The 20,227-nt window shown below is 63.2% G+C and carries 15 protein-coding genes; 4 read left to right on the top strand and 11 right to left on the bottom strand.

What is annotated here, in order from left to right:
- Positions 1-10: 10 nt before the first annotated feature.
- Positions 11-1,948, bottom strand: coding sequence for an ATP-binding cassette domain-containing protein (locus tag HY836_RS05210; RefSeq protein ID WP_290674257.1), 1,938 nt, complete (start codon positions 1,946-1,948; stop codon positions 11-13).
- Positions 1,949-2,081: 133 nt separating this feature from the next.
- Here HY836_RS05210 and HY836_RS05205 point away from each other — a divergent pair, with 133 nt between their 5' ends.
- On the top strand, positions 2,082-4,055 hold the full coding sequence (locus HY836_RS05205) for a hypothetical protein (protein ID WP_290674256.1): 1,974 nt from the start codon (positions 2,082-2,084) through the stop codon (positions 4,053-4,055).
- On the top strand, positions 4,052-4,828 hold the full coding sequence (locus HY836_RS05200) for a response regulator transcription factor (protein WP_290674255.1): 777 nt from the start codon (positions 4,052-4,054) through the stop codon (positions 4,826-4,828). Before HY836_RS05205 ends, HY836_RS05200 begins: the two co-directional genes overlap by 4 nt.
- Here HY836_RS05200 and gshB read toward each other — a convergent pair whose 3' ends face one another.
- The 6 genes from gshB to HY836_RS05170 all read right to left on the bottom strand — a co-directional run bounded on the left by gshB (position 4,829) and on the right by HY836_RS05170 (position 12,480).
- Positions 4,829-5,782, bottom strand: coding sequence for a glutathione synthase (gshB, locus tag HY836_RS05195; protein ID WP_290674254.1), 954 nt, complete (start codon positions 5,780-5,782; stop codon positions 4,829-4,831). It abuts the gene before it with no gap.
- On the bottom strand, positions 5,779-6,963 hold the full coding sequence (locus HY836_RS05190) for a benzoate/H(+) symporter BenE family transporter (RefSeq protein WP_290674371.1): 1,185 nt from the start codon (positions 6,961-6,963) through the stop codon (positions 5,779-5,781). Before HY836_RS05190 ends, gshB begins: the two co-directional genes overlap by 4 nt.
- Positions 6,964-6,989: 26 nt before the next feature.
- On the bottom strand, positions 6,990-8,876 hold the full coding sequence (locus tag HY836_RS05185) for a potassium transporter Kup (RefSeq protein ID WP_290674253.1): 1,887 nt from the start codon (positions 8,874-8,876) through the stop codon (positions 6,990-6,992).
- 108 nt (positions 8,877-8,984) lie between these two features.
- Positions 8,985-10,280 (bottom strand): glutamate--cysteine ligase, encoded by a 1,296-nt coding sequence (gene gshA, locus HY836_RS05180; RefSeq protein WP_290674252.1) that lies wholly within the window; start codon positions 10,278-10,280, stop codon positions 8,985-8,987.
- 219 nt (positions 10,281-10,499) lie between these two features.
- Positions 10,500-12,038, bottom strand: a complete 1,539-nt coding sequence (locus tag HY836_RS05175; protein ID WP_290674251.1) for an ammonium transporter — start codon at positions 12,036-12,038, stop codon at positions 10,500-10,502.
- A gap of 103 nt (positions 12,039-12,141) precedes the next feature.
- A complete protein-coding gene (locus tag HY836_RS05170) occupies positions 12,142-12,480 on the bottom strand; it encodes a P-II family nitrogen regulator (RefSeq protein WP_290674250.1) in 339 nt (112 codons plus the stop codon).
- Between the two features lie 318 nt (positions 12,481-12,798).
- On the opposite strand from HY836_RS05170, the gene HY836_RS05165 reads away from it, so the two are divergent.
- A complete protein-coding gene (locus HY836_RS05165) occupies positions 12,799-14,331 on the top strand; it encodes a YifB family Mg chelatase-like AAA ATPase (RefSeq protein WP_290674248.1) in 1,533 nt (510 codons plus the stop codon).
- Between the two features lie 39 nt (positions 14,332-14,370).
- Here the strand turns inward: HY836_RS05165 and HY836_RS05160 are convergent, their stop codons facing one another.
- Positions 14,371-17,292, bottom strand: coding sequence for a right-handed parallel beta-helix repeat-containing protein (locus HY836_RS05160; protein ID WP_290674246.1), 2,922 nt, complete (start codon positions 17,290-17,292; stop codon positions 14,371-14,373).
- A gap of 119 nt (positions 17,293-17,411) precedes the next feature.
- On the opposite strand from HY836_RS05160, the gene HY836_RS05155 reads away from it, so the two are divergent.
- Entirely contained in the window at positions 17,412-18,005 is a 594-nt protein-coding gene (locus HY836_RS05155; RefSeq protein WP_290674244.1) for a copper chaperone PCu(A)C, read from the top strand.
- Here HY836_RS05155 and lapB read toward each other — a convergent pair.
- Genes lapB through HY836_RS05140 form a run of 3 tightly spaced genes read right to left on the bottom strand, consistent with a single transcriptional unit; the run spans position 17,999 to position 19,913 of the window.
- On the bottom strand, positions 17,999-19,156 hold the full coding sequence (lapB, locus tag HY836_RS05150) for a lipopolysaccharide assembly protein LapB (RefSeq protein ID WP_290674242.1): 1,158 nt from the start codon (positions 19,154-19,156) through the stop codon (positions 17,999-18,001). The two genes, HY836_RS05155 and lapB, sit on opposite strands and share 7 nt — an antisense overlap.
- A 56-nt stretch (positions 19,157-19,212) precedes the next feature.
- Positions 19,213-19,590, bottom strand: coding sequence for a lipopolysaccharide assembly LapA domain-containing protein (locus HY836_RS05145; protein WP_290674240.1), 378 nt, complete (start codon positions 19,588-19,590; stop codon positions 19,213-19,215).
- An 8-nt stretch (positions 19,591-19,598) separates the two neighbouring features.
- On the bottom strand, positions 19,599-19,913 hold the full coding sequence (locus tag HY836_RS05140) for an integration host factor subunit beta (RefSeq protein WP_290674238.1): 315 nt from the start codon (positions 19,911-19,913) through the stop codon (positions 19,599-19,601).
- Between the last annotated feature and the right edge of the window lie 314 nt (positions 19,914-20,227).

Genomic DNA, 20,227 nt, shown 5'->3' with positions numbered 1-20,227 from the left:
GAAGTGATGCTCAGCGTGGGCTGAGCAGTTCCCAGCGTTCCAGCAGGTGCATCAACTCTTCGTCGATGACTTCCACACGGGCGTGCATGGCGGCCACATTGGCGCCTTCCTTCTTGTAGATGTCCGGGTCGGCCAGTTGCTTGTTCAGCTCGGCTTGCTCGGTTTCCAGCGCTTCGATGCGGGCCGGCAGTTCGTCCAGTTCGCGCTGTTCCTTGTAGCTGAGCTTGCGCTTGGGTGTGGCCACCACAGGCGCGGAGGGAGCAGCCGCAGGGGCGCTGTCAGCCGCCACCGACACGGGCGTGCGGGTATTGGCTTCCGGTGTTTGCTTCGTGGCGGCCGCGATATTGGCCGCACCGGGCTTGCCGGCGGCAATCGCCTTGGCGCGACGTGACTGGATCAACCAGTCTTCCACGCCACCTTCGTACTCGCGCCAGGCGCCTTCACCTTCGGCCACCAGGGTGCTGGTGACCACGTTGTCCAGGAAGCGCCGGTCATGGCTGACCAGGAAGACGGTGCCGGGGTACTCGGCCAGCAGGTCTTCCAGAAGGTCCAGGGTGTCGATGTCCAGGTCGTTGGTGGGTTCGTCCAGCACCAGCACGTTGGATGGCTTGGCAAACAGGCGCGCCAGCAGCAGACGGTTGCGCTCGCCGCCGCTGAGCGTGCGCACGGGCGAATTGGCGCGGGCGGGCGAGAACAGGAAGTCCTGCAGATAGCCCATCACGTGCTTGCGCGAGCCGTTGATCTCGATCCACTCGCTGCCCGGGCTGATGAAGTCGGCCAGGGTGGCGTCCAGATTGAGGTTGTCGCGCATCTGGTCGAAGTAGGCGACGTTCAGGTTGGCGCCCTGCTTGACCGTACCGCTGTCGGGTTGCAGCTCGCCCAGGATCATCTTCAGCAAGGTGGTCTTGCCGGCGCCGTTGGGGCCGACCAGGCCGACCTTGTCACCACGCAGGATGGTGCCCGTGAAGCCCTTGACCACGGCGCGGCCCGCATAGACCTTGCCGACGTCTTCCAGTTCGGCCACGATCTTGCCGCTGCGATCACCTTGCGAGACCTCCATGCGGGCACGTCCGACCACATCACGGCGTGAGGACCGTGCATCACGCAGGCCTTCCAGACGCTTGATGCGTGCCACGGATCGCGTGCGGCGGGCTTCCACGCCCTTGCGGATCCAGACTTCTTCTTGCGCCAGCAGCTTGTCGAAGCGGGCGTTGGCCAGGGCTTCGTCGGCCAGTTCGCGCTCCTTGAGGCCCTGGTAGGCCGCGAAGTTGCCGGGGTAGCTGCGCAGGATGCCGCGGTCGAGTTCGACGATGCGGGTGCAGACGTTGTCCAGGAAGGCCCGATCGTGGGAGATCAGCACGATGCTGCCCTTGAAGTCGACCAGCAACTCTTCCAGCCAGGTGATGGCGTCCAGATCCAGGTGGTTGGTGGGTTCGTCAAGGAACAGCACATCGGGACTGGCCACCAGCGCACGGGCCAGGGCCACGCGCTTTTTCATGCCGCCCGACAGGCTGGCGATCGGCAGATCGGCCGACAGGTGCAGGCGCTGCAGGGTTTCTTCAACGCGTTGCTCCCAGTTCCAGCCATTGCGGGCTTCGATCTGGGTCATGAGGGCGTCCAGGTCGTCGCCTTCGGCATGGGCTTCGAAGCGTTCGCGCAGTTCGCGGATGTCGCCCAGGCCTTCGCTGACGGTGCTTTCCACCGTGGCGCCATCGGTGAATGTGGGCTCCTGGGGCACATAGGCCAGCTCGATGCCTTTTTGCACCTGTACCTGGCCATCATCGAGCTTGTCCAGGCCCACCATGATCTTCAGCAGGGAGGATTTGCCTGTGCCGTTGCGGCCAATCAGGCCGACGCGCTCGCCTGTTTCCAGGGCGAAGTCGGTGTGGTCAAGCAGGGCAACGTGGCCAAATGCCAGGCAGGCGTTGCTCAGGGTCAATACAGCCATGTGAAATCCAGTGGTCGATTCAGGGCCTCCAGGGGCCTCGCGCGTGATGTTCGAGATGCGCGGGTCTGCACGGGGCCTGATCGAGGGGGTGTCGGTAACCCGCTATTGTCGCCGCTCGCGCGACAATGCGCACATGCTTGTTTGGATGGTCCTGCGTTGGTGCCTGTTCGGGCTGATCGGGTGTGTGCTGGGTTCGGCAGGCATGGCCGTGGCTGCGTCGCCCATGTTGCATGAACACGCCGCCGTGATCGACCGGGCCGCAGCGCCCCCTGGGGCGCCAGCGAGCCGGCCCCATCTGTTCGGTTCGGCGCCTGCTGTAACCGTGACGCTCGATCGGCCTGCCCAACTCGACGAGGCCTGCATCCTGCCTGGATCGGATACCCCGCCAGACCAGGAGGCACCCTGGCTGCATGTGAAGCTGCCTCATCGCTGGAGCGCCACCCATCCCGGCTACCGCGGCGCCATGTGGTATCGATTCAGGGTCGTCCTGCCACAGGCGCCTGCTGGCATCTGGGCTGTGTATTTGCCCCGGGCTGTGATGAACGCGCAGGTCTGGGTCAATGGCATGCCCATGGCTTATTCGGGCTCCATGTCGGACCCCGTCACCCGAAACTGGTACGTGCCTGCCTTGGTGCAGGTGCCCGTCAACGTCTGGCGCGAAGGTGAAAACCTCATTCAGATCAAGGTGGTGAGTGGTTATGTCAGCCGCGATGGCCTGGCGCCGATCACCGTGGGGCCTTTGGCTCAATTGGAGGAGCCTTACAAGTGGCGCACCATGGCCCAGGTGGATGGCACCTACTTCGCCAACATCGCCATGCTGGCGCTGGGGGTCTTCATGGTCATCGTGTGGTGGCGTGATCCCGATCTGGGCGCCATCGGCTTTCAAGGTGCAGCGGCCATGCTCTGGAGCCTGGGTAATGCCGCTTGGGTTGCCTCACGGGCCTTTCTGCCGGCGGCGATCTGGGAGCGCGGCGCTTTCATCACCATGGTCTGGTCGGCCTTGTTGATGAGCCTGTTCTTCAGGCGATTTGCCGGGCGCCGATCGCGGCGTTTTGAGGCGTTCGTGCTGGTCTTGATCTCGGCAACGCCAGTCTGGACTTACTTCGACTTCTCTGTCGAAGGCTTTGCCCGGGCCTTTTGTCTGGTGTACACCGTCTTCATGGTCTGCATGGTGCAGTCGATCTACTGGCTGATCCGCCATCGTCGGCGTGACAGGGAGTGGTTTCTGGGTGGTTGTGCCTTGCTGATCCCGGCTGCCGCCCATGACCTGGCTTTCCAGGTCAACTTGCTGCCCTTTGACACGATCTACCTGCTGCCCTACATCAGCCCCGTGATGATGAGTTGCATCTTCTACGTGCTGGCTGGTGACTATGGTCGATCACGCCGGGCGCTCAATCGCCTCAATGGCAGCCTGGCCGACACCCTGGCCCAACGTGAGGTGGCGCTGCGTGAAAGCTTCGAGCGCCTGGCGCAACTGGAGCGTGCACAGGCCGTGTCTGCCGAACGCAGCCGCATCCTGCAGGACATGCACGATGGCGTCGGGGCGCACTTGACATCTGCGCTGCGTCAATTGCAATCTCCCCCCAGCCAGCCAGTGGACCTGAACCTGGTCACCCAGACTTTGCGAGATTCACTGGACCAACTCAAGCTGTCGATCGATGCGCTGTCCCTCCCGCCAGGTGATGTGGTGGGACTGCTGGCCAGCCTGCGCTTTCGTATCACGCCTCGCCTCAAGGCCGCTGGCCTGGAGCTGGTGTGGGATGTGACCGATCTGCCCGCCTGGCCACAAGGGCAGGCCCCGGCCTTGCGGCAGTTGCAGTACATCCTGTTTGAAGGCTTGTCCAACGTCTTGCAGCACTCGGGTGCCACGCGCCTGACCTTGTCGGCCAAAGACTGCGGTGATCACCTGCAGGTCAGTCTGATCGACAACGGGCGAGGCTGGCGTGGCGATGGAGAAGAAGGGCAGGGCATGCAGACCATGCGTGGCAGGGCCAGCGTGATCGGCGCTCGCATCGAATTTCTCACCACACCGCAAGGTGGCGCCGAACTGCGCTTGATCCTGCCCATGTCGCACGACAAGCACCTTGATTTATCCTCCGCAGCATGAGTTCATTGGCAACACACGAAGTCTGGCGCGTGGTGCTGGTTGAAGACAACCAGGCCACCCGTACCTTTCTGGAATCCTGCGTGAGGGGGCATCCTCAATTGCAACTGGCGGCATCGTTCGGCACGCTGGCGCCCGCGCGTGCCTGGTTCGAGCAGGAAACGGCCGATCTGCTGCTGGTCGATCTGGGTCTGCCCGATGGCAGCGGGCTGGAGCTGATGCGAGACGTGCGCCAGCACTGGCCGCAATGCGACATGCTGGTGGTGTCCATGTTCGGTGACGAGGCCAATGTGCTGGCCAGCATCGAGGCAGGTGCCGTGGGCTATGTGCACAAGGACGACGAGGCCGCCGACATCGCTGAAACCCTCCTGGCAGTCAAGCGTGGTGCCTCACCGATTTCGCCGATGATTGCGCGGCACCTGCTGCGACGCATGCAGCCATCCGTGGTGAAGGGGGCGACCGGTGTGGCCAGCACAGTTGCATCGAGTCCGTCGCCGGAATCGGTGTTGAACACCTCGTCAGCCGATGTGGAAGTGGCCATCGTGCTCAGCCGCCGCGAGCAGGAGGTGCTGGAGTTCATCGCGCGGGGCTTTTCCTACGCAGAGATCGCGCGCCAGCAAGGCATCACCGTGCACACGGTGCAGACCTACATCAAGAAGCTGTATGGCAAGCTGGCCGTGCATTCGCGCAGTGAGGCCGTGTTTGAAGCCAATCGCCTTGGGTTGCTCAACAGCTTTGGCTCGCAGTTCAAGGCAACGGGGCCAGGCGCGCTGTGATCAGGCCTGCGTCTGGAGCTTCGCTTCCAGTGCGTCAATGAAGCGTTTGGCCACGTCCCAGCCAGTCTGCTGCGTGATCTCCTGAAAGCAGGTCGGGCTGGTCACGTTGATCTCGGTGAGTTGCTCGCCGATGATGTCCAGGCCTACCAGCAGCAGACCGCGCGCGGCCAGGATCGGGCCCAGATGGCGTGCAATGGCCCAGTCTGATTCGCTCAAGGCTTGAGCGACACCTTTGCCGCCGGCCGCCAGGTTGCCACGCACTTCGCCACCTTGCGGGATGCGGGCCAGCGCATAAGGCACGGGCTCACCGTCGATCAGTAGCACGCGCTTGTCACCTTGGGCAATGGCGGGCAGGAACTTCTGCACCATGATGGTTTGCTGGCCGTCCTTTGTCAGCGTCTCGGCGATGCTGCCCAGGTTCAAGCCATCGTCTTTCACGCGGAAGATGCCGGCGCCACCCATGCCATCGAGTGGCTTGAGGATGATGTCCTGGTGCGTGGCGTGGAAGGCGCGAACCGCCTCGATGCTGCGCGTCACCAAGGTGGGGGCTATGTACAACGGGAATTCGAGGATCGCCAGCTTTTCAGGGTGCTCGCGCAGGGCCTGCGGCTTGTTGAACACCCTGGCGCCTTCGCGCTCGGCCTGGGTCAGCAAGTGCGTGGTGTAAAGGTATTCGGCGTCAAAGGGCGGGTCCTTGCGCATCAGCACCGCATTCATGCTGGCCAGCACCACTTCAGCGGCTTCCTGTTCGATGAACCAGTCGTGTTCGTCGCCCGTCAGCGTGATGCGCCGCGCCTTGGCCTGCACCTGCCCGCCGCGTTGCCAGACGATGTCAGGCTGCTCACAAGCCCAGAGCTCGTGCCCACGCGAGGCCGCCTCACGCATCATCGCGAAAGTGCTGTCCTTGTAGGTCTTGAAGGTGTGCAGCGGGTCGGCAACGAAGAGGAGCTTCATGGTGTGTCGATGTCCTGGTCTGGGCGAGTATGGAAGTTTTCCACGAAGAGGGTCAGCGTGCCAGCCACCAGGCCCCAGAAGGCCGAGCCTACGCCCAATAGCGTGATGCCCGACAGCGTCACCAGAAACGTGATAAGCGCGGCTTCGCGGAAGCGGTCTTCACGCAGCGATGCAGCGAGCCCGCTGGCAATGGTGCCCAGCAAGGCCATGCCAGCCACGCCCATGATCAGGGCTGACGGGAAGGCATTGAGCAGGCCAGCGACCGCGGCGCCCAGCACGCCCATGGCGATATAGAACAGCCCGGCCATCACGGCGGCGGTGTAGCGCCTGGCCTTGTCTGCATGCGCATGCGGGCTCAGCACGATGGCAGCTGTGATGGCGGCGAGGTTGAAGGTGTAGCCGCCAAATGGCGCCAGCAGCAGCGTGGCCATACCAGACCAGCTCATCAGCGGCGACACGGGGGCGGCATAGCCTGACGCGCGAATGGCCGCCACGCCGGGCACAGCCTGTGACGCCATCGTCACGATGAACAGCGGCAGGCCCATGCCGATCACCGCATGCCAGGACCACTGCGGCGTCACCCACACGGGCCTGGCCCAGTCCAGCTTGAGTTCATGTGTGTTGAGCAGGCCTTGGGATGCCGCCACGACGGTGCCCACTATCAGCACGCCCAGCACCGCATAACGTGGCCACCAGCGTTTACCCACCAGATAGGTCAGCAACATGGTCACCACCAGGCCCGGATGCGTGCTGCCACCTGCAAAGGCCATCAGCGCGAATTTGGCCAGGATGCCAGCGAGCAGCGCCGAGGCCAACGCCACGGGGATGCGGTCCATGATGCGTTCGAACCAGCCTGTCACGCCACACAGCAGCATCAACAACCCACAGACCAGGAATGCGCCTGTGGCCTCGCCCAGGGAGACACCGCTGGCAGCACTGGCGATCACCGCGGCCCCCGGTGTGGACCATGTGATGAGAATCGGTGCCCGTTGCCACAACGACAGGCCGATCGTGGTGAGGCCCATGCCGATGCCCAGCGCCAGCACCCAGGAGCTGACCTGCTCAGGCGTGGCGCTCAGAGAGCGTGCGGCGTGAAAAATCAGGGCAATGGTGCTGGTGAAGCCCACCAGCGTGGCCACGAACCCCGCCGACACGGCTGCAGGAGACAGATCCCGCAGCAGGTGAGGGCCGGGCGTGTCGTGAGTGCTCAGATCTCGACCTTGGAGCCCAGTTCGACCACACGGTTGGTCGGCAGGCTCAGGAAGTCGGCAGCGCCTGCAGCATTGCGGTGCATGCTCGCAAAGAGCTTCTCGCGCCATGGCGCCATGCCGCTACCGATGGTGGGGATCACGATGTCGCGCGACAGGAAATAACTGGTTTCCATGTCATCAAGGATCACGCCATGTTCCTTGAGGTGCTTGAGCGCTGCCGGCACATCCGGCTCGTTCTTGAAGCCCAGGTGGAGCATCACTTGCCAGCAGTCATTGCCCAGGGATTCGATTTCGAGCTGCTCACTTTGCTTGATCCAGGGCACCTCATGCGACTTGACCGTGACAAACAGGTTTTGCTGATGCAGAACCTTGTTGTGCTTGAGGTTGTGCAGCAGGGCGTTGGGCGTGGTGCCCGCATCGGCATTGAGGAAGACGGCCGTGCCGCTGACACGCAGAGGGGGGCTGGAGAACACGGCTTCCAGGAAGGGGTGCAGGTCAATCGCATCCGAGCGCAGGCGTTCACTGAGCAGCGCACGGCCTTCCTTCCAGGTCATCATCAAACCGAACATGATGAAGCCGATCAACAAGGGGAACCAGCCGCCATCGATCACCTTGATCACGTTGGCGCCGAAATAGGCCAGGTCGATCAACAAGAAGAAGCCGGTGGCAAAGATACACAGCGGCAGCGACAGCTTCCAGGCAAAGCGGATCACGAAGAAGGTCATCACGGTCGTGATCAGCATGTCGATGGTCACGGTGATGCCGTAAGCCGCCGCCAGCTTGCCGCTGGAGCCAAAGAAGATCACGGCCATCACGATGCAGCCGTACAGCGCCCAGTTCACAAAGGGAATGTAGATCTGGCCCGTTTCGTTCTCGGAGGTGTGCAGGATGCGCAAGCGAGGCAGGTAACCCAGCTGGATCACCTGCTTGGTGACCGAGAAGGCGGCAGAGATCAAAGCTTGCGACGCGATCACCGTGGCACAGGTAGCCAGGCCTACCAGCGGGTACAGCGCCCAATGCGGGGCCATCTCGAAGAAGGGGTTCTCGACGTTTTCAGGGTGCGCCAGCAACATGGCGCCCTGACCGAAGTAGTTCAGAACCAGCGAAGGCATCACCAGGCCGAACCAAGCCAGGCGTATAGGCTGTTTGCCGAAGTGGCCCATGTCGGCATACAGGGCTTCTGCACCCGTGGCGCACAGAATCACGGCGCCCAGTGCCACGAAGGCCAGATGGGGGTGGTTGTAGATGAAGCTCAAGGCATAGTGCGGGCTCATGGCGGCCAGCACGGCGGGGTTGTCTGCGATGTGCACGACGCCCAGAACCGCCAACACGGCGAACCACAGCACGGTGATGGGGCCGAAGAACTTGCCGATGCCGCCCGTGCCGTGCTTTTGCACCATGAACAACAGGGTCAAGACGACGAGCGTGACGGGCACGACGGCCTTCTCCAGCCCGGGTGCGGCCACCTCCATGCCCTCCACCGCAGACAGCACCGAGATTGCGGGTGTGATGACCCCGTCACCAAAGAAGATCGCCGTACCAAAGATGCCGATGGCCAGCAGGCGACTGCGCAGGGCGGGGCGGTCCTTCACGGCCGTCGAGGCCAGGGCCAGCATGGCGATCAGGCCACCTTCGCCATTGTTGTCGGCTCGCAGAATCAGCGTGACGTACTTCAGCGTGACCACCACGGTCAGCGTCCAGAACATCATCGACAAGATGCCGTAGATGTTTTCCGGCGTCAGCGGCAGATGCCCGTGGGCGAAGACTTCCTTGAGGGCATACAGCGGGCTGGTGCCGATGTCGCCATAGACGATGCCGATGGCACCGAGGGTGAGGGCGGCCAGTTGGGAGCCACTGAGCTTGGCGTTGGAGCTGTGTTGCACGGAAAATGAGCGCGAATCAACAGAACGCCCATTTTGCGCTCGTTCCGCTCACTTTTTGCTGCGTTGCGACAGTGATGGCGTGAAGCCTGTGGCGTCCAGGCTCTTGCGTCAGTTGTAGATTTCGGCGTTGGGGTCCGTTGCTTCCAGCTCGTAGCTGGCCGCCAGCATGGCCAGGCGTCCGATAACCCCATACATATAGAAGCGGTTCGGTGCGCTGACGCCAGGTTTGACGCCGGGACGAGGCAACTGCGTCTGTTCGGCAAAGGCCAGTGGCACAAAGCTGGAGCCAGGGGCGTTGAGGTTTTCGTCGATGCCGCGATCAGCGTGCACGCGGTAGAAACCGCCCACCACATAGCGGTCGATCATGTAGACCACGGGTTCGGCCACGGCATCGTTGATCTGCTCATAGGTGGGCACGCCCTCCTGGATGATCACGCGGCTGACTTCCTGGCCATCCTTGACCACCGACATCTTGTTGCGTGTGCGGCGGTTGAGGTCGACGATCTCCTTGGCGTCGCGCACGGTCATGATGCCCATGCCATATGTGCCGTTGTCGGCCTTGACGATGACGAACGGCTTTTCGTTGATGCCGTATTCCTTGTACTTGCGGCGGATCTTGTTGAGCAGGGCGTCCACCTGGGATTGCAGGCATTCAGAGCCCGTACCTTCCTGGAAGTTGACCTCGTCGCACACCGCGTACATGGGGTTGATGAGCCAAGGGTCCATGCCCAACAGCTTGGCGAACTTCTTGGCGACGGCTTCATAGGCCTCGAAGTGCTGGCTCTTGCGGCGCACCGCCCAACCCGCGTGCAGTGGCGGCAACAGGTATTGCTCGTGCAGATCTTTCAGGACATCCGGGATGCCTGCAGACAGGTCGTTGTTGAGCAGGATCGTACAAGGGTCGAAATGCTTGAGACCCAGGCGGTGCTTGGTGCGCACCAGCGGTTCGAGCGTCAAGGTCGAGCCATCTGCCAGTGCCAGTTCGGTAGGCGCGGTGATGGTCTCGTCCAAGGTGCCCAGTCGGACGTTCAGGCCAGCCGTTGTGAAGATCTGGACCAGGCGCTGGACGTTGGCCAGGTAGAAGGTGTTGCGCGTGTGCTTCTCCGGAATGAGCAACAGGTTCTTCGCTTCCGGGCAGATCTTTTCGATCGCGGCCATGGCAGCCTGTACAGCCAGCGGCAGCATCTCGGGCGTCAGGTTGTTGAAGCCGCCTGGATACAGGTTGGTGTCCACCGGGGCGAGCTTGAATCCCGCATTGCGCAAGTCCACGGAGGTATAGAACGGTGGCGTGTGCTCCATCCATTCGAGTCGGAACCAGCGCTCGATGGCCGGCACGGACTCCAGCATGCGCTGCTCCAGTTCATTGATGGGGCCGGTCAGCGCGGTGATCAGGTGGGGGACCATGGTGGAGCAGGGATGTTGTAAGGGTGTTTGAGCGGAATCGTAGCAAGTTCGGGGCGCCTGCGCGCTTATTCAAGTGGCAAGTTTGTTTGCTCGGGATTTTGACGAGTTGCTTGTGCAGCCTTGGGCGATTCATGGCAGCACCCATGAAAAAAGGCTGCCCGAAGGCAGCCTTGTTCGAATTGGCTCGGGGTAACCCAGGTGGGCCAGCCCGGCAAGTCATCACTTGTGATACGCCGTTTCGCCGTGCGAGGTGATGTCCAGACCTTCGCGCTCTTCCTCTTCAGGAACACGCAGGCCGATCACCAGGTCAACGATCTTGTAGGCGATCAGGGAGACCACAGCCGACCACACGATGGTCAGGCCGACAGCCTTGGCCTGAGTCAGCACCTGGGCGCCGATCGAGTAGTCGCCAGGGGCGATCATCGCCACCGTCGTCCAGTCAGCCACGGCGCTGGGGCCACCCAGGTTGGGCGAGTTGAACACGCCGGTCACCAGGGCACCGAAGATGCCGCCGACGCCGTGCACGCCGAACACGTCCAGGGAGTCGTCTGCACCCAGCAGCTTCTTCAGGCCAGTCACACCCCACAGGCAGATCAGACCAGCCAGCAGGCCGATGATCACGGCACCGCCGATACCGACGTTACCAGCAGCAGGCGTGATGGCAACCAGACCGGCCACGGCACCCGAAGCGGCACCCAGCATCGAAGCCTTGCCCTTGAGCAGACCTTCACCCAGGCACCAGCCCAGCACAGCGGCTGCGGTGGCGACGAAGGTGTTGATGAAGGCCAGGGCAGCGAAACCGTTGGCTTCCAGGGCAGAGCCGGCGTTGAAGCCGAACCAGCCCACCCACAGCAGCGAGGCACCAACCATGGTCAGCGTCAGCGAGTGAGGGGTGAAGGCTTCCTTGCCGTAGCCGATGCGCTTGCCGACCATGTAGGAGCCAACCAGGCCAGCCACAGCGGCGTTGATGTGCACCACGGTACCGCCTGCGAAGTCCAACGCGCCCCATTGCCAGATCAGACCGGCCTTGCCATTCATGGCGTCGACCACATCCTTGGAGGCATAAGCGTCAGGGCCCATCCAGAACCAGACCATGTGCGCGATCGGGGCGTAGCTGAAGGTGAACCACAGCACCATGAACAACAGCACTGCCGAGAACTTGATGCGTTCAGCGAAGGCGCCGACGATCAGGCAGCAGGTGATGCCGGCGAACGTGGCCTGGAAGGCAGCGAACACGATCTCGGGGATGTAGACGCCCTTGCTGAACGTGGCAGCGTTGGCGAAGGTGCCGGCCGCGTTGTCCCAGACGCCCTTCATGAACAGGCGGTCCAGGCCACCGATGAAGGCGTTACCTTCGGTGAAAGCCAGGCTGTAGCCGTAAACGAACCACAACACGACGATCAGCGAGAAGGTGACCATCACCTGCATCAGCACGGACAGCATGTTCTTGCTGCGCACCAGGCCGCCGTAGAACAGGGCCAGGCCGGGCACGGTCATCAGAATCACCAGCAGGGTGGAGACCATCATCCAGGTGGTGTCGCCCTTGTTGGGGACGGGGGCCGGGGCAGCGGCAGGCGCTGCTTCCGATGCGGCTGCTTCCGCAGCGGGGGCTGCATCGGGTGCCGATGCAGGTGCAGTGGCTTCAGCGGCAGCCGAAGCGGCTACGGGCGCGGACGCCGCGGTGTCCTGAGCGTGCGAAACGCCCAGTAGACCGAAGGCGGCCAGCCCCAGCGCGAGGGACGCAATGAGCTTTCTCATGAAGTTGCCTCTTGGATACGAGAGATAGGTGAGCTACAGCACGCACACCTATCAGGTGTGTGGGCCACAAAAGGGAGGTGGGGTCAGGCTTGAAGGCCGAGGATCAGAGCGCGTCCTTGCCGGTTTCACCGGTACGGATACGAATTACCTGCTCCAGCGACGTCACGAAGATCTTGCCGTCGCCGATCTTGCCGGTACGGGCAGACGACTCGATGGCTTCGATCACGCGGTCGAGGATGGACTCGTCGACCGCGGCTTCGATCTTCACTTTGGGCAGGAAGTCGACCACGTATTCCGCGCCACGATACAGCTCGGTGTGGCCCTTCTGGCGGCCGAAGCCTTTGACTTCGGTCACGGTGATGCCTTGGACGCCGATGGCAGACAAGGCCTCACGCACTTCATCAAGCTTGAAGGGCTTGACGATGGCGGTCACCATTTTCATGGTTGGTTCTCCGGTGAGGTTGGCAAAAATTCAGACAAGGTCATGTCTGCATGATCTGTGCCAGCGCGCCAAATCGGTGAGCAGTCCAAGACGAGCCATGATGGATGCACCGACTTGGCGGCTGCGATGACTTGATGCACGAACCTTGTGCGCCGCCGTTCATTTGTCACGGCGCACGCGGTTGTGCGCACTGCATTGGTGCCATTTGGCAAAGGCGTAGTGACGCAGGGCGCCCATTGGTGGGGCCCTTTCGGGGGGCGCGGGATATTTCACCACTCGGCAAAATTCGTCGAATCCCCGAAATGAAGCATTGCAGACATGTCATTGGCCATCGTTCACAGTCGCGCCCTGGATGGGCTCAAGGCCCCCGAAGTCACCGTGGAGGTGCATCTGGCCAACGGTTTGCCGTCGTTCACGCTCGTTGGCCTGGCCGACACCGAGGTCAAGGAGGCGCGAGAGCGGGTGCGGGCTGCGCTGAGCAACTCCGGCCTGGAGTTCCCTTTTAACAAACGGGTGACCGTCAACCTCGCGCCAGCCGATCTGCCCAAGGAATCCGGGCGCTTCGATCTGCCTATTGCGCTGGGCATTCTGGCTGCCATGGGGCACCTGGATCCTGCGCGGCTGGCTGAGCTGGAGTTCGCAGGCGAGTTGTCTTTGGGGGGCGAACTTCGGCCGGTGCGGGGCGCATTGCCCATGGCGCTGGCGCTTCGCCGCGCCGCTGGGGGCGCGCGACCACGTGGACTGGTGCTGCCACAAGCCAGTGCAGCCGAGGCTGCACTGGTGGAGGGGGTGCGGCTTTACGGTGCGGCGCATTTGATGGAGGTGGTGGAAGCCCTGCGCCCGGACGGCCAAGGCAACGGCGCCGATCTGGTGCGGGCCAAGGCCAATGAGCCTGCTGCCTCTACCGTGACCGTGCCCGATCTCAAGGAGGTCAAGGGCCAGACCGCGGCCAAAAGGGCGCTTGAGGTGGCGGCGGCAGGGGGGCACAGCTTGCTGATGGTCGGGCCGCCAGGCACCGGCAAATCCATGCTGGCCCAGCGCTTTGCCGGTTTGCTGCCCTCCCTGACGGACGACGAGGCGCTGGAATCTGCGGCTGTGCTCAGCCTGGCTGCTTGCTTTGATGCGCAACGCTGGCGCCAGCGCCTGGTGCGCAGCCCGCACCACACGGCGTCCTCCGTGGCCCTGGTCGGTGGGGGCTCGCCGCCCCGGCCGGGTGAGATTTCGCTGGCGCACCACGGCATCCTCTTCCTGGATGAACTGCCCGAATTCCCGCGCGCGGCCCTGGAGGCCCTGCGTGAGCCGCTGGAGACCGGGCACATCACGATTGCCCGTGCTGCGCGCCGGCATGACTTCCCGGCGCGCTTTCAGTTGATTGGTGCGATGAATCCGTGCCCATGCGGCCATTTCGGCAACCCGCTCAAGGCCTGTCGGTGCACGCCCGACCAGGTGGCGCGCTATCAGGCGCGTCTGAGTGGGCCCTTGCTGGACCGCGTGGACGTGCAGATCGAGGTGCCCGCCGTGGCGCCGGATGTCCTGGCCAACAGCCCGGACGGCGAAGCCAGCAGCGTGGTGGCAGCGCGCGTGTCGCAGGCGCGTGAGCGCCAGCGTGCGCGGCAAGGCGTGCTTAATGTGGACCTCGCCGGTGGCCTGCTGGACGAGCATGCGCAGGCGGCGCCGGCTGCATCGGTTTTCCTGCAGGCAGCGTGCGCGCGCCTGGGGTGGTCTGGCCGCGCCTTCCACCGTGTGCTTAAACTGGCGCGCACCATCGCGGATCTGGCCGGCTCGGAGGCCATCTTGCAGGCGCACATGGCCGAGGCCATTCAGTACCGGCGCGTGTTGCAACTCGGTTGAGGCTGGCCTGCGCCCTTGGTTCGGCCAGCCCCGGCTTGCTTACAACTTGACGGCGCTGATCGACTTGATGGCCGTTGTCGTCCTGGTATTGGCGTTGGAGATGAACAGGATCGGGCCCAGGTAAGCCCACTGTGCGTGGCCTTGCGGCTGGCCGGTGAACGTGCTCACCTTGCCCGCAACGTTGACGCTCAAGGCCCAGGTCGAGTTGGGCGCAATGGGTGAGGTCACGTCGAAGCTGACCCAAGTGCCGGTCGGCACCGACATCAAGGTGGTGCCGTTGACGATCACGTCCACACCGGTGCCGCGCGCCACCATGGACATGGCGGGCCCCACGGTGGTGCCCGCATCGTCCGAGCGCCACACATGCGACAGGTTGGTGTTCGCGTCAAAGCGGGCCGTGAAGCTCACCTTGGCTGTGCCGCTGGCGTAGCTCAACCAACTCTGGATGTAGGGCTCCCAGGCGAAGTCGGTGCGAGCCGTGTCGGCCAGCGCCAGGAACTGTGTACCGTCCGTGTCCTTCTGGATGCTGACGGGCACCGTGGTGTCGTTGACGTCCACCGTCTTGCCGGGCTGGGCGATCACCTGCCAGCCACTGAGGTTGGTGGTGCTGAGCGGCCACTGGCTGGCACGGAAGTCGATGACCTTGAGTGGCACGTCCTGGGTCTTGGCCGCCCAGAGGCGTGCGGCCGAGGTGGTGCTGGACAAGGCGACGGTGTCCCACGATGAGGCGATGTTCTGGCCTTCGGTGAGCGTCATGTCACTGATCCTGGGCACCTTCAAGGCCGCCGTGTCGGTGACCGTCACGGCGCTGGCGGCGCAACCGGTGCAGATGGACGTCGGGATGGCCAGGCTGGTGCCTGCAGGCAGATACTGGCTGCCGACCTTGTTGTTGGTCAGGACCGGCGCTGTCGGCACCCAGGTCGGGTTGCTCGTGCCGCGGCCGGCCACCAGGGTCTCGTCGGTCGACAAGCCGATCATGGCGTTGCTGGTGGGCAGGAAGCGGTTGTTGTCCATGGTCAGTGGGACGGCCGCACTGCTGCCATTGCGCTTGCCAATGCCGAACACGGGGGCCATGTTGGCCAGGACGTTGCCGCTCACCACGTTGTCTTCGCCATAGTGCAGCGTGAACCCACTGCCATCGGTGCCCAGCACGATGTTGCCCGATACCTTCAGTTCGGACGAGCCCTCATCGGCGTAGATGCCGTTGCCGCCATAGGCGTAACCGTCAAAGGAGCGAACCTCCTTGATCACGTTGCCCGACACCACGGTGTTGGGCGCGCGGCCCAGCAAATAGATGCCCCCCATGTCAGCCAGGGCGTGTTGGCCGATGTTGTAGAGGAAGTTGTTTTGAATCTGGTTGCCCGATGCCATCGTGGGGCCGGCATCCCAGGTCCAGCCTACAGAGATGCCGCTGTAGGTGGTGTCCTTGATGAGGTTGCCCACAACCTTGTTGCTCGAGCTTCGCCCGATCCACACGCCGATGGCACCAGGGTAGACGTGGCCCAGGCTGTGGATGCGGTTGCCCTGAACAACGTTTTGCCCCGTCGAATTGGTATCGCGAACATCGGCCCAGTCCGCTTCGAATACTTGGGCCGGGCGACTCTTACCGACCTTGATGCCGCCAGCACCCAGGTCGTACAACTCCGAAGCCGACACCGTCACGGCCTGGACCCGGCTGTTGAGCCAGATGCCGTAGCCACCGGTGTGCGACACCTCGCAATTGGCAAACTCGATGTTGCGCGCATCGTTGAGCTCAATGGCTGCCGAGACGCCGGTGTCGGCCTGCGCATCCACATAGCCAGCTGCCGGCATGTCTGCCTTGGCATAACGGAACTTCAGCCCGCTGAACTGGATGTACTGAGCCCATTTGCCAGCATCCACGGCGCCTTGGATGGCCAGCAGCTTGCTGACCCGAGGGATCTCGAACGAGACCTTGGCGCCATCCTTGGCCGCGGAAGGAATGTAGTAAAGCGTGCCTGTGCTCGATGCGCCTGACCAGTACCACTCGCCGGGCGCATCCAGCGCGGACTGGGTGTTTTCAATGAAATAGCGCTCGCCGGGGCCGTTGGCACCCAGCGGCCAATACGAAGCGGGCGACAGCCTGACACGTTGGCCCTGGCTGTCCAGCTCGGCCACCCGGTGCTTGGTGACCTGCCAGCTGTCCATCATCATGACCACCGCATTGTTGTCGTTCGCGCTCTTGACGGCGGCCAGGGCCTGGTAGCCGGCAGGGTCTGCCTGGAAGGCCTGACGCGATACCGTGCTGCCATTGAGTGCGTCGACCACGGTGGGGTCGGTGGCGCTGGCTGGCCAACCCTGGGCGCCAGCGCGAACGTAGAAATACGAGCCGACATTGGGCGTGCGCGCGCGGATGGCGCGGCCCCCTTCGGCCCAAAGTTGTTCAAACGGCTTATTGATCGAGGTGGTCAACGTGATCTTGCCCGCAGAGGCCTTGTACGTGGCCGATGCGGCCTCCGAGCCCAGCAGGGCGACTTCGCCAGAGGTGCCGGGATTTTGTTCCAGCACGAGCTGGCTGGCGGCACTGTGGCCAGAGGCCTCTACCGGCCAGACCCAACCCGATTTGAGTCGGTACACGCCTGGGTTGAAGCGTACCCGAAGGTGCCCCGTTGCATTGGCATTCCTGGTCCAGGCGTGGGTGGCCAGCCCGATGGGCAGGTCATCCAGGGAGGTTACCTTGGTGGTGCCATTGCTCTTGTAGAGGTAGACGGCCTTGCCTGTGGTGGTCTTGAACGCGACGGTGTTGCCTGCGCTGCCAAAGGGCAGGTAAACAATGATCACGGTGTCATTGACCGTGACCGGGACAATCGACTGGGCCGTGGCTCGCCCGGCTGAAGCCGGGCTGCTGCTGTTGCTGGAGGCGCTGTCGCTGCCACCGCCGCAGGCCGACAGAAAGAGCGTGGCGCAAGCCAGCGCCACCACATTGAACGATGCGGTTCTCATGAGGATCCCCTGAGTTGTGAATTTGTGCGGGCATCATAGTGAGTGAACAAGCGTTCGCATTGAGGGTATGCCTGAGGTGTACAGTTTGACTCCCGCTACCTATTGGCTAGAAGGCAAGCATGTTTTTCACATCTGTACGATTTGTGTGTGTCGCGTCCCTGCTGTGTGGGCTGACCGGTGTTGACCTCTCTGCACATGCCGCTGACCAGCGCCCCGTGAAGGGCGCAGCCTCGACGGTGTCTGGTGTGATCAAGGTGGACAACGCCTGGATCCGGGCCACCGTCAAAGGCCAGTCCGGCACAGGGGGATTCATGAACCTGACGGCCTCGCAGCCGCTGACACTCGTGGGCTTCAGCACCACGGTGGCCGCTGACAGCGAACTGCACGAGATGGCCATGGATGGCAATGTGATGCGCATGCAGGCCGTGGCATCGCTGCCATTGCCCGCAGGCCAGACCGTCGAGTTGCGCCCCGGCATGGGCGGCCATCACCTCATGCTGATGGGCCTCAAGCAGCAACTCAAAGACGGCGATGAAGTGGCGCTCACGCTCAAGCTGCGCACGGCTGATGGCAAGAGCCTGACGCAGGACGTCAAGGTGCCCGTCCGATCGGGCTCCATGACCATGACGCCGGCGGCCGGTGCGACCTCAGGCGCTCAGCCGGCCATGAAGCACAACCACATGCATCAGGGCCCGATGCACGAGGCTCACTGATCTTCCAGGCGCCGGGGTGGGTAGGTGTCCCAGCCCTGGCAGCCGGGGCACTGCCAGAAGTAGTGCTGGCTTTCAAACCCGCATGCCGCACAACGGTAGCGTTGCAGCGGCTTGGCGGCAGTGGCCAGCGCCTGCTGCATCAGTTCGATCTCGGGTTCATCCAGCGGCACATGTGTGATCAGTCGTTCGCGGATCAGGCCTTGTGCGGCGGACAACGATGGTTGTGCACCCATGTGGGCCATCAGGGCCTGGCGGCGTGCTTGCGGATCTGCCTGCAGGCTGTTGAGCGCGTGCAGGACATCCACGGAGGGCACCTGGGTGTACAAGCCCTGGAGTTTGTCCAGCGCTGCCTTGCCCTCGCCGCAGGCCTGGGCGCATTTGGCGTAGTCCATGGCAATGAGCGAAAAGGCCTGAGGTTGCATCACCATCAGGTCGTCCCAGACGCGCAAGGCCTTGTCGTGCAGACCCTGGCGAGCCAGTCGCTGGCCTTGCATGACCAGTGGGCGGGCGGCCTGAGGGGCGGCTTCACGGGCGCGCTGAAGGGCTTGTTGCGCCTCTTCACTGCGTCCGCGGGCGTCGGCTTCATGCGCCACTTCGCACCAGTGGTGGGCCATGCGTTGCGAGAACGAGCCTGTACCTGCCGCTTCCAGCTGCCGCGCCACATCGATGGCCGGGTGCCAGTTGCGCGAGCGTTCGTGCAGCGACAGGAGTGCCAAGCGGGCATCGGTCGAGAAGGCGGTGCCTTCGAGAGCCTTGAAGGCTTCTTCTGCACGGTCGAACAAGCCGGCCTTCATGAAGTCATGCGCCAGCGCGTGTTGTGCACGCTCACGCTCTTCTCGCTTGAGATCAGCCCTGGCCAGCAGATGCTGGTGCACGCGGATGGCGCGTTCGTATTCGCCGCGACGGCGGAACAGGTTGCCCAGCGCGAAGTGCAGATCCGAGGTGTCCGGATCGTGCTGAACGGCTTCGATGAAGGCGTCGATGGCCTTGTCCTGTTGTTCGTTGAGCAACAGGTTGAGGCCCTTGAAGTACGCCTGAGGTGAGGCGCGGTCTTCGCGTTTGAGTTGACGCAGGTCCAGGCGTGAGGCCGTCCATCCCAGCAGGAAGACAAAGGGGAAGGCCAGCAGCAGCCAGTAGAGGTCGAATTCCATGAGCGATGAGGGCTAGGCCTGTGAGGCGCCGATCAGTTTGCCAATGACGTGGCCAATCACTTGGCTGGCTTGCGCGGCGCGGGCATGTCCGGCGGGAAGGGCAGTTCGGCCGGCAGTGTGGGTGGACCGGAACGGGTGCTGGGGCCGCTGTCAAATGGACTGGGGGTGACAGTTTGCTTGCTGTTGACGACGGGTTCAGGCAGCAACAAGGCGCGGTTGCGTGCATCGCGGCGATGGCGCCACCAGCTTGGCAGCATGGCCAGCACGCCGGTGACGCAGCCCAGCGCGAACACACCCAGCACAACGAAGACCATCGGGGCCTGCCAGTTGTAACCCAGGAACCACTTGAGCTCCACCAGATGCTGGTTGTTCAGCGCGAACGCGAACAGGACGAAGAACAGCAGGCCGCGCCACAACCAGTTCAGTGCTCGCATGAGGGTGTTCAGCTCTTGAGTGTGTCTTGTTGGATGACAGTATCCACCTTATCCACGCCTTCGCGCAGGGCCTTGCCCGGTTTGAAGTGCGGCACCAGCTTCTCGGGGATCAGCACCTGTTCGCCCGAGCGTGGGTTGCGGCCCATGCGGGGTGGTCGGCGGTTGATCGAAAAGCTGCCAAAACCACGGATTTCGATGCGGTGGCCCCTGGCTAGCGCCTCGGACATCGCGTCCAGGATGGTCTTGACGGCGAATTCGGCGTCACGCTGGGTGAGCTGACCAAAGCGCTCGGCCAGTCTGGCCACGAGATCGGAACGGGTCATAGGGGCAGGGCGGAGAATCTAAGGCTGTGATGAGCATCAGCAAAAAGCCCCTTCAACCTGGCAGGACCAGGATCCAGGGCTTTCAACACCGAGAGGTGTTGCCACGCTCATCACAACCCCCGAAGAACCAGGCCGAAGCCTGGCCGACGGGTGTTGTGTGAGAACAAACGGGCTTAACCGTTGTTCTGGTCCAGCTTGGCCTTCAGCAGGGCGCCCAGGCTGGTGGTGCCGGCGCCTTCCTTGGTGGTTTCGCTGCGCAGGGACTGCATGGCTTCTTGCTGCTCGACGTTGTCCTTGGCCTTGATCGACAGCTG

The organism is Aquabacterium sp. (assembly GCF_016234775.1).
Classification (GTDB): Bacteria; Pseudomonadota; Gammaproteobacteria; order Burkholderiales; family Burkholderiaceae_C; genus Aquabacterium.
The sequence above is the reverse complement of the archived record's forward strand: the minus strand, read 5'-3'. Positions and strand labels throughout refer to the sequence as shown.

Coding starts and splice junctions, on each gene's coding strand:
- HY836_RS05175 (WP_290674251.1), bottom strand. CDS start 12,038: ATGAGAAAGCTCATTGCGTCCCTCGCGCTGGGGCTGGCCGCCTTCGGT.
- gshA (WP_290674252.1), bottom strand. CDS start 10,280: ATGGTCCCCCACCTGATCACCGCGCTGACCGGCCCCATCAATGAACTG.
- HY836_RS05160 (WP_290674246.1), bottom strand. CDS start 17,292: ATGAGAACCGCATCGTTCAATGTGGTGGCGCTGGCTTGCGCCACGCTC.
- HY836_RS05200 (WP_290674255.1), top strand. CDS start 4,052: ATGAGTTCATTGGCAACACACGAAGTCTGGCGCGTGGTGCTGGTTGAA.
- HY836_RS05205 (WP_290674256.1), top strand. CDS start 2,082: ATGCTTGTTTGGATGGTCCTGCGTTGGTGCCTGTTCGGGCTGATCGGG.
- HY836_RS05145 (WP_290674240.1), bottom strand. CDS start 19,590: ATGCGAGCACTGAACTGGTTGTGGCGCGGCCTGCTGTTCTTCGTCCTG.
- HY836_RS05155 (WP_290674244.1), top strand. CDS start 17,412: ATGTTTTTCACATCTGTACGATTTGTGTGTGTCGCGTCCCTGCTGTGT.
- HY836_RS05170 (WP_290674250.1), bottom strand. CDS start 12,480: ATGAAAATGGTGACCGCCATCGTCAAGCCCTTCAAGCTTGATGAAGTG.
- HY836_RS05210 (WP_290674257.1), bottom strand. CDS start 1,948: ATGGCTGTATTGACCCTGAGCAACGCCTGCCTGGCATTTGGCCACGTT.
- gshB (WP_290674254.1), bottom strand. CDS start 5,782: ATGAAGCTCCTCTTCGTTGCCGACCCGCTGCACACCTTCAAGACCTAC.
- HY836_RS05165 (WP_290674248.1), top strand. CDS start 12,799: ATGTCATTGGCCATCGTTCACAGTCGCGCCCTGGATGGGCTCAAGGCC.
- HY836_RS05140 (WP_290674238.1), bottom strand. CDS start 19,913: ATGACCCGTTCCGATCTCGTGGCCAGACTGGCCGAGCGCTTTGGTCAG.
- lapB (WP_290674242.1), bottom strand. CDS start 19,156: ATGGAATTCGACCTCTACTGGCTGCTGCTGGCCTTCCCCTTTGTCTTC.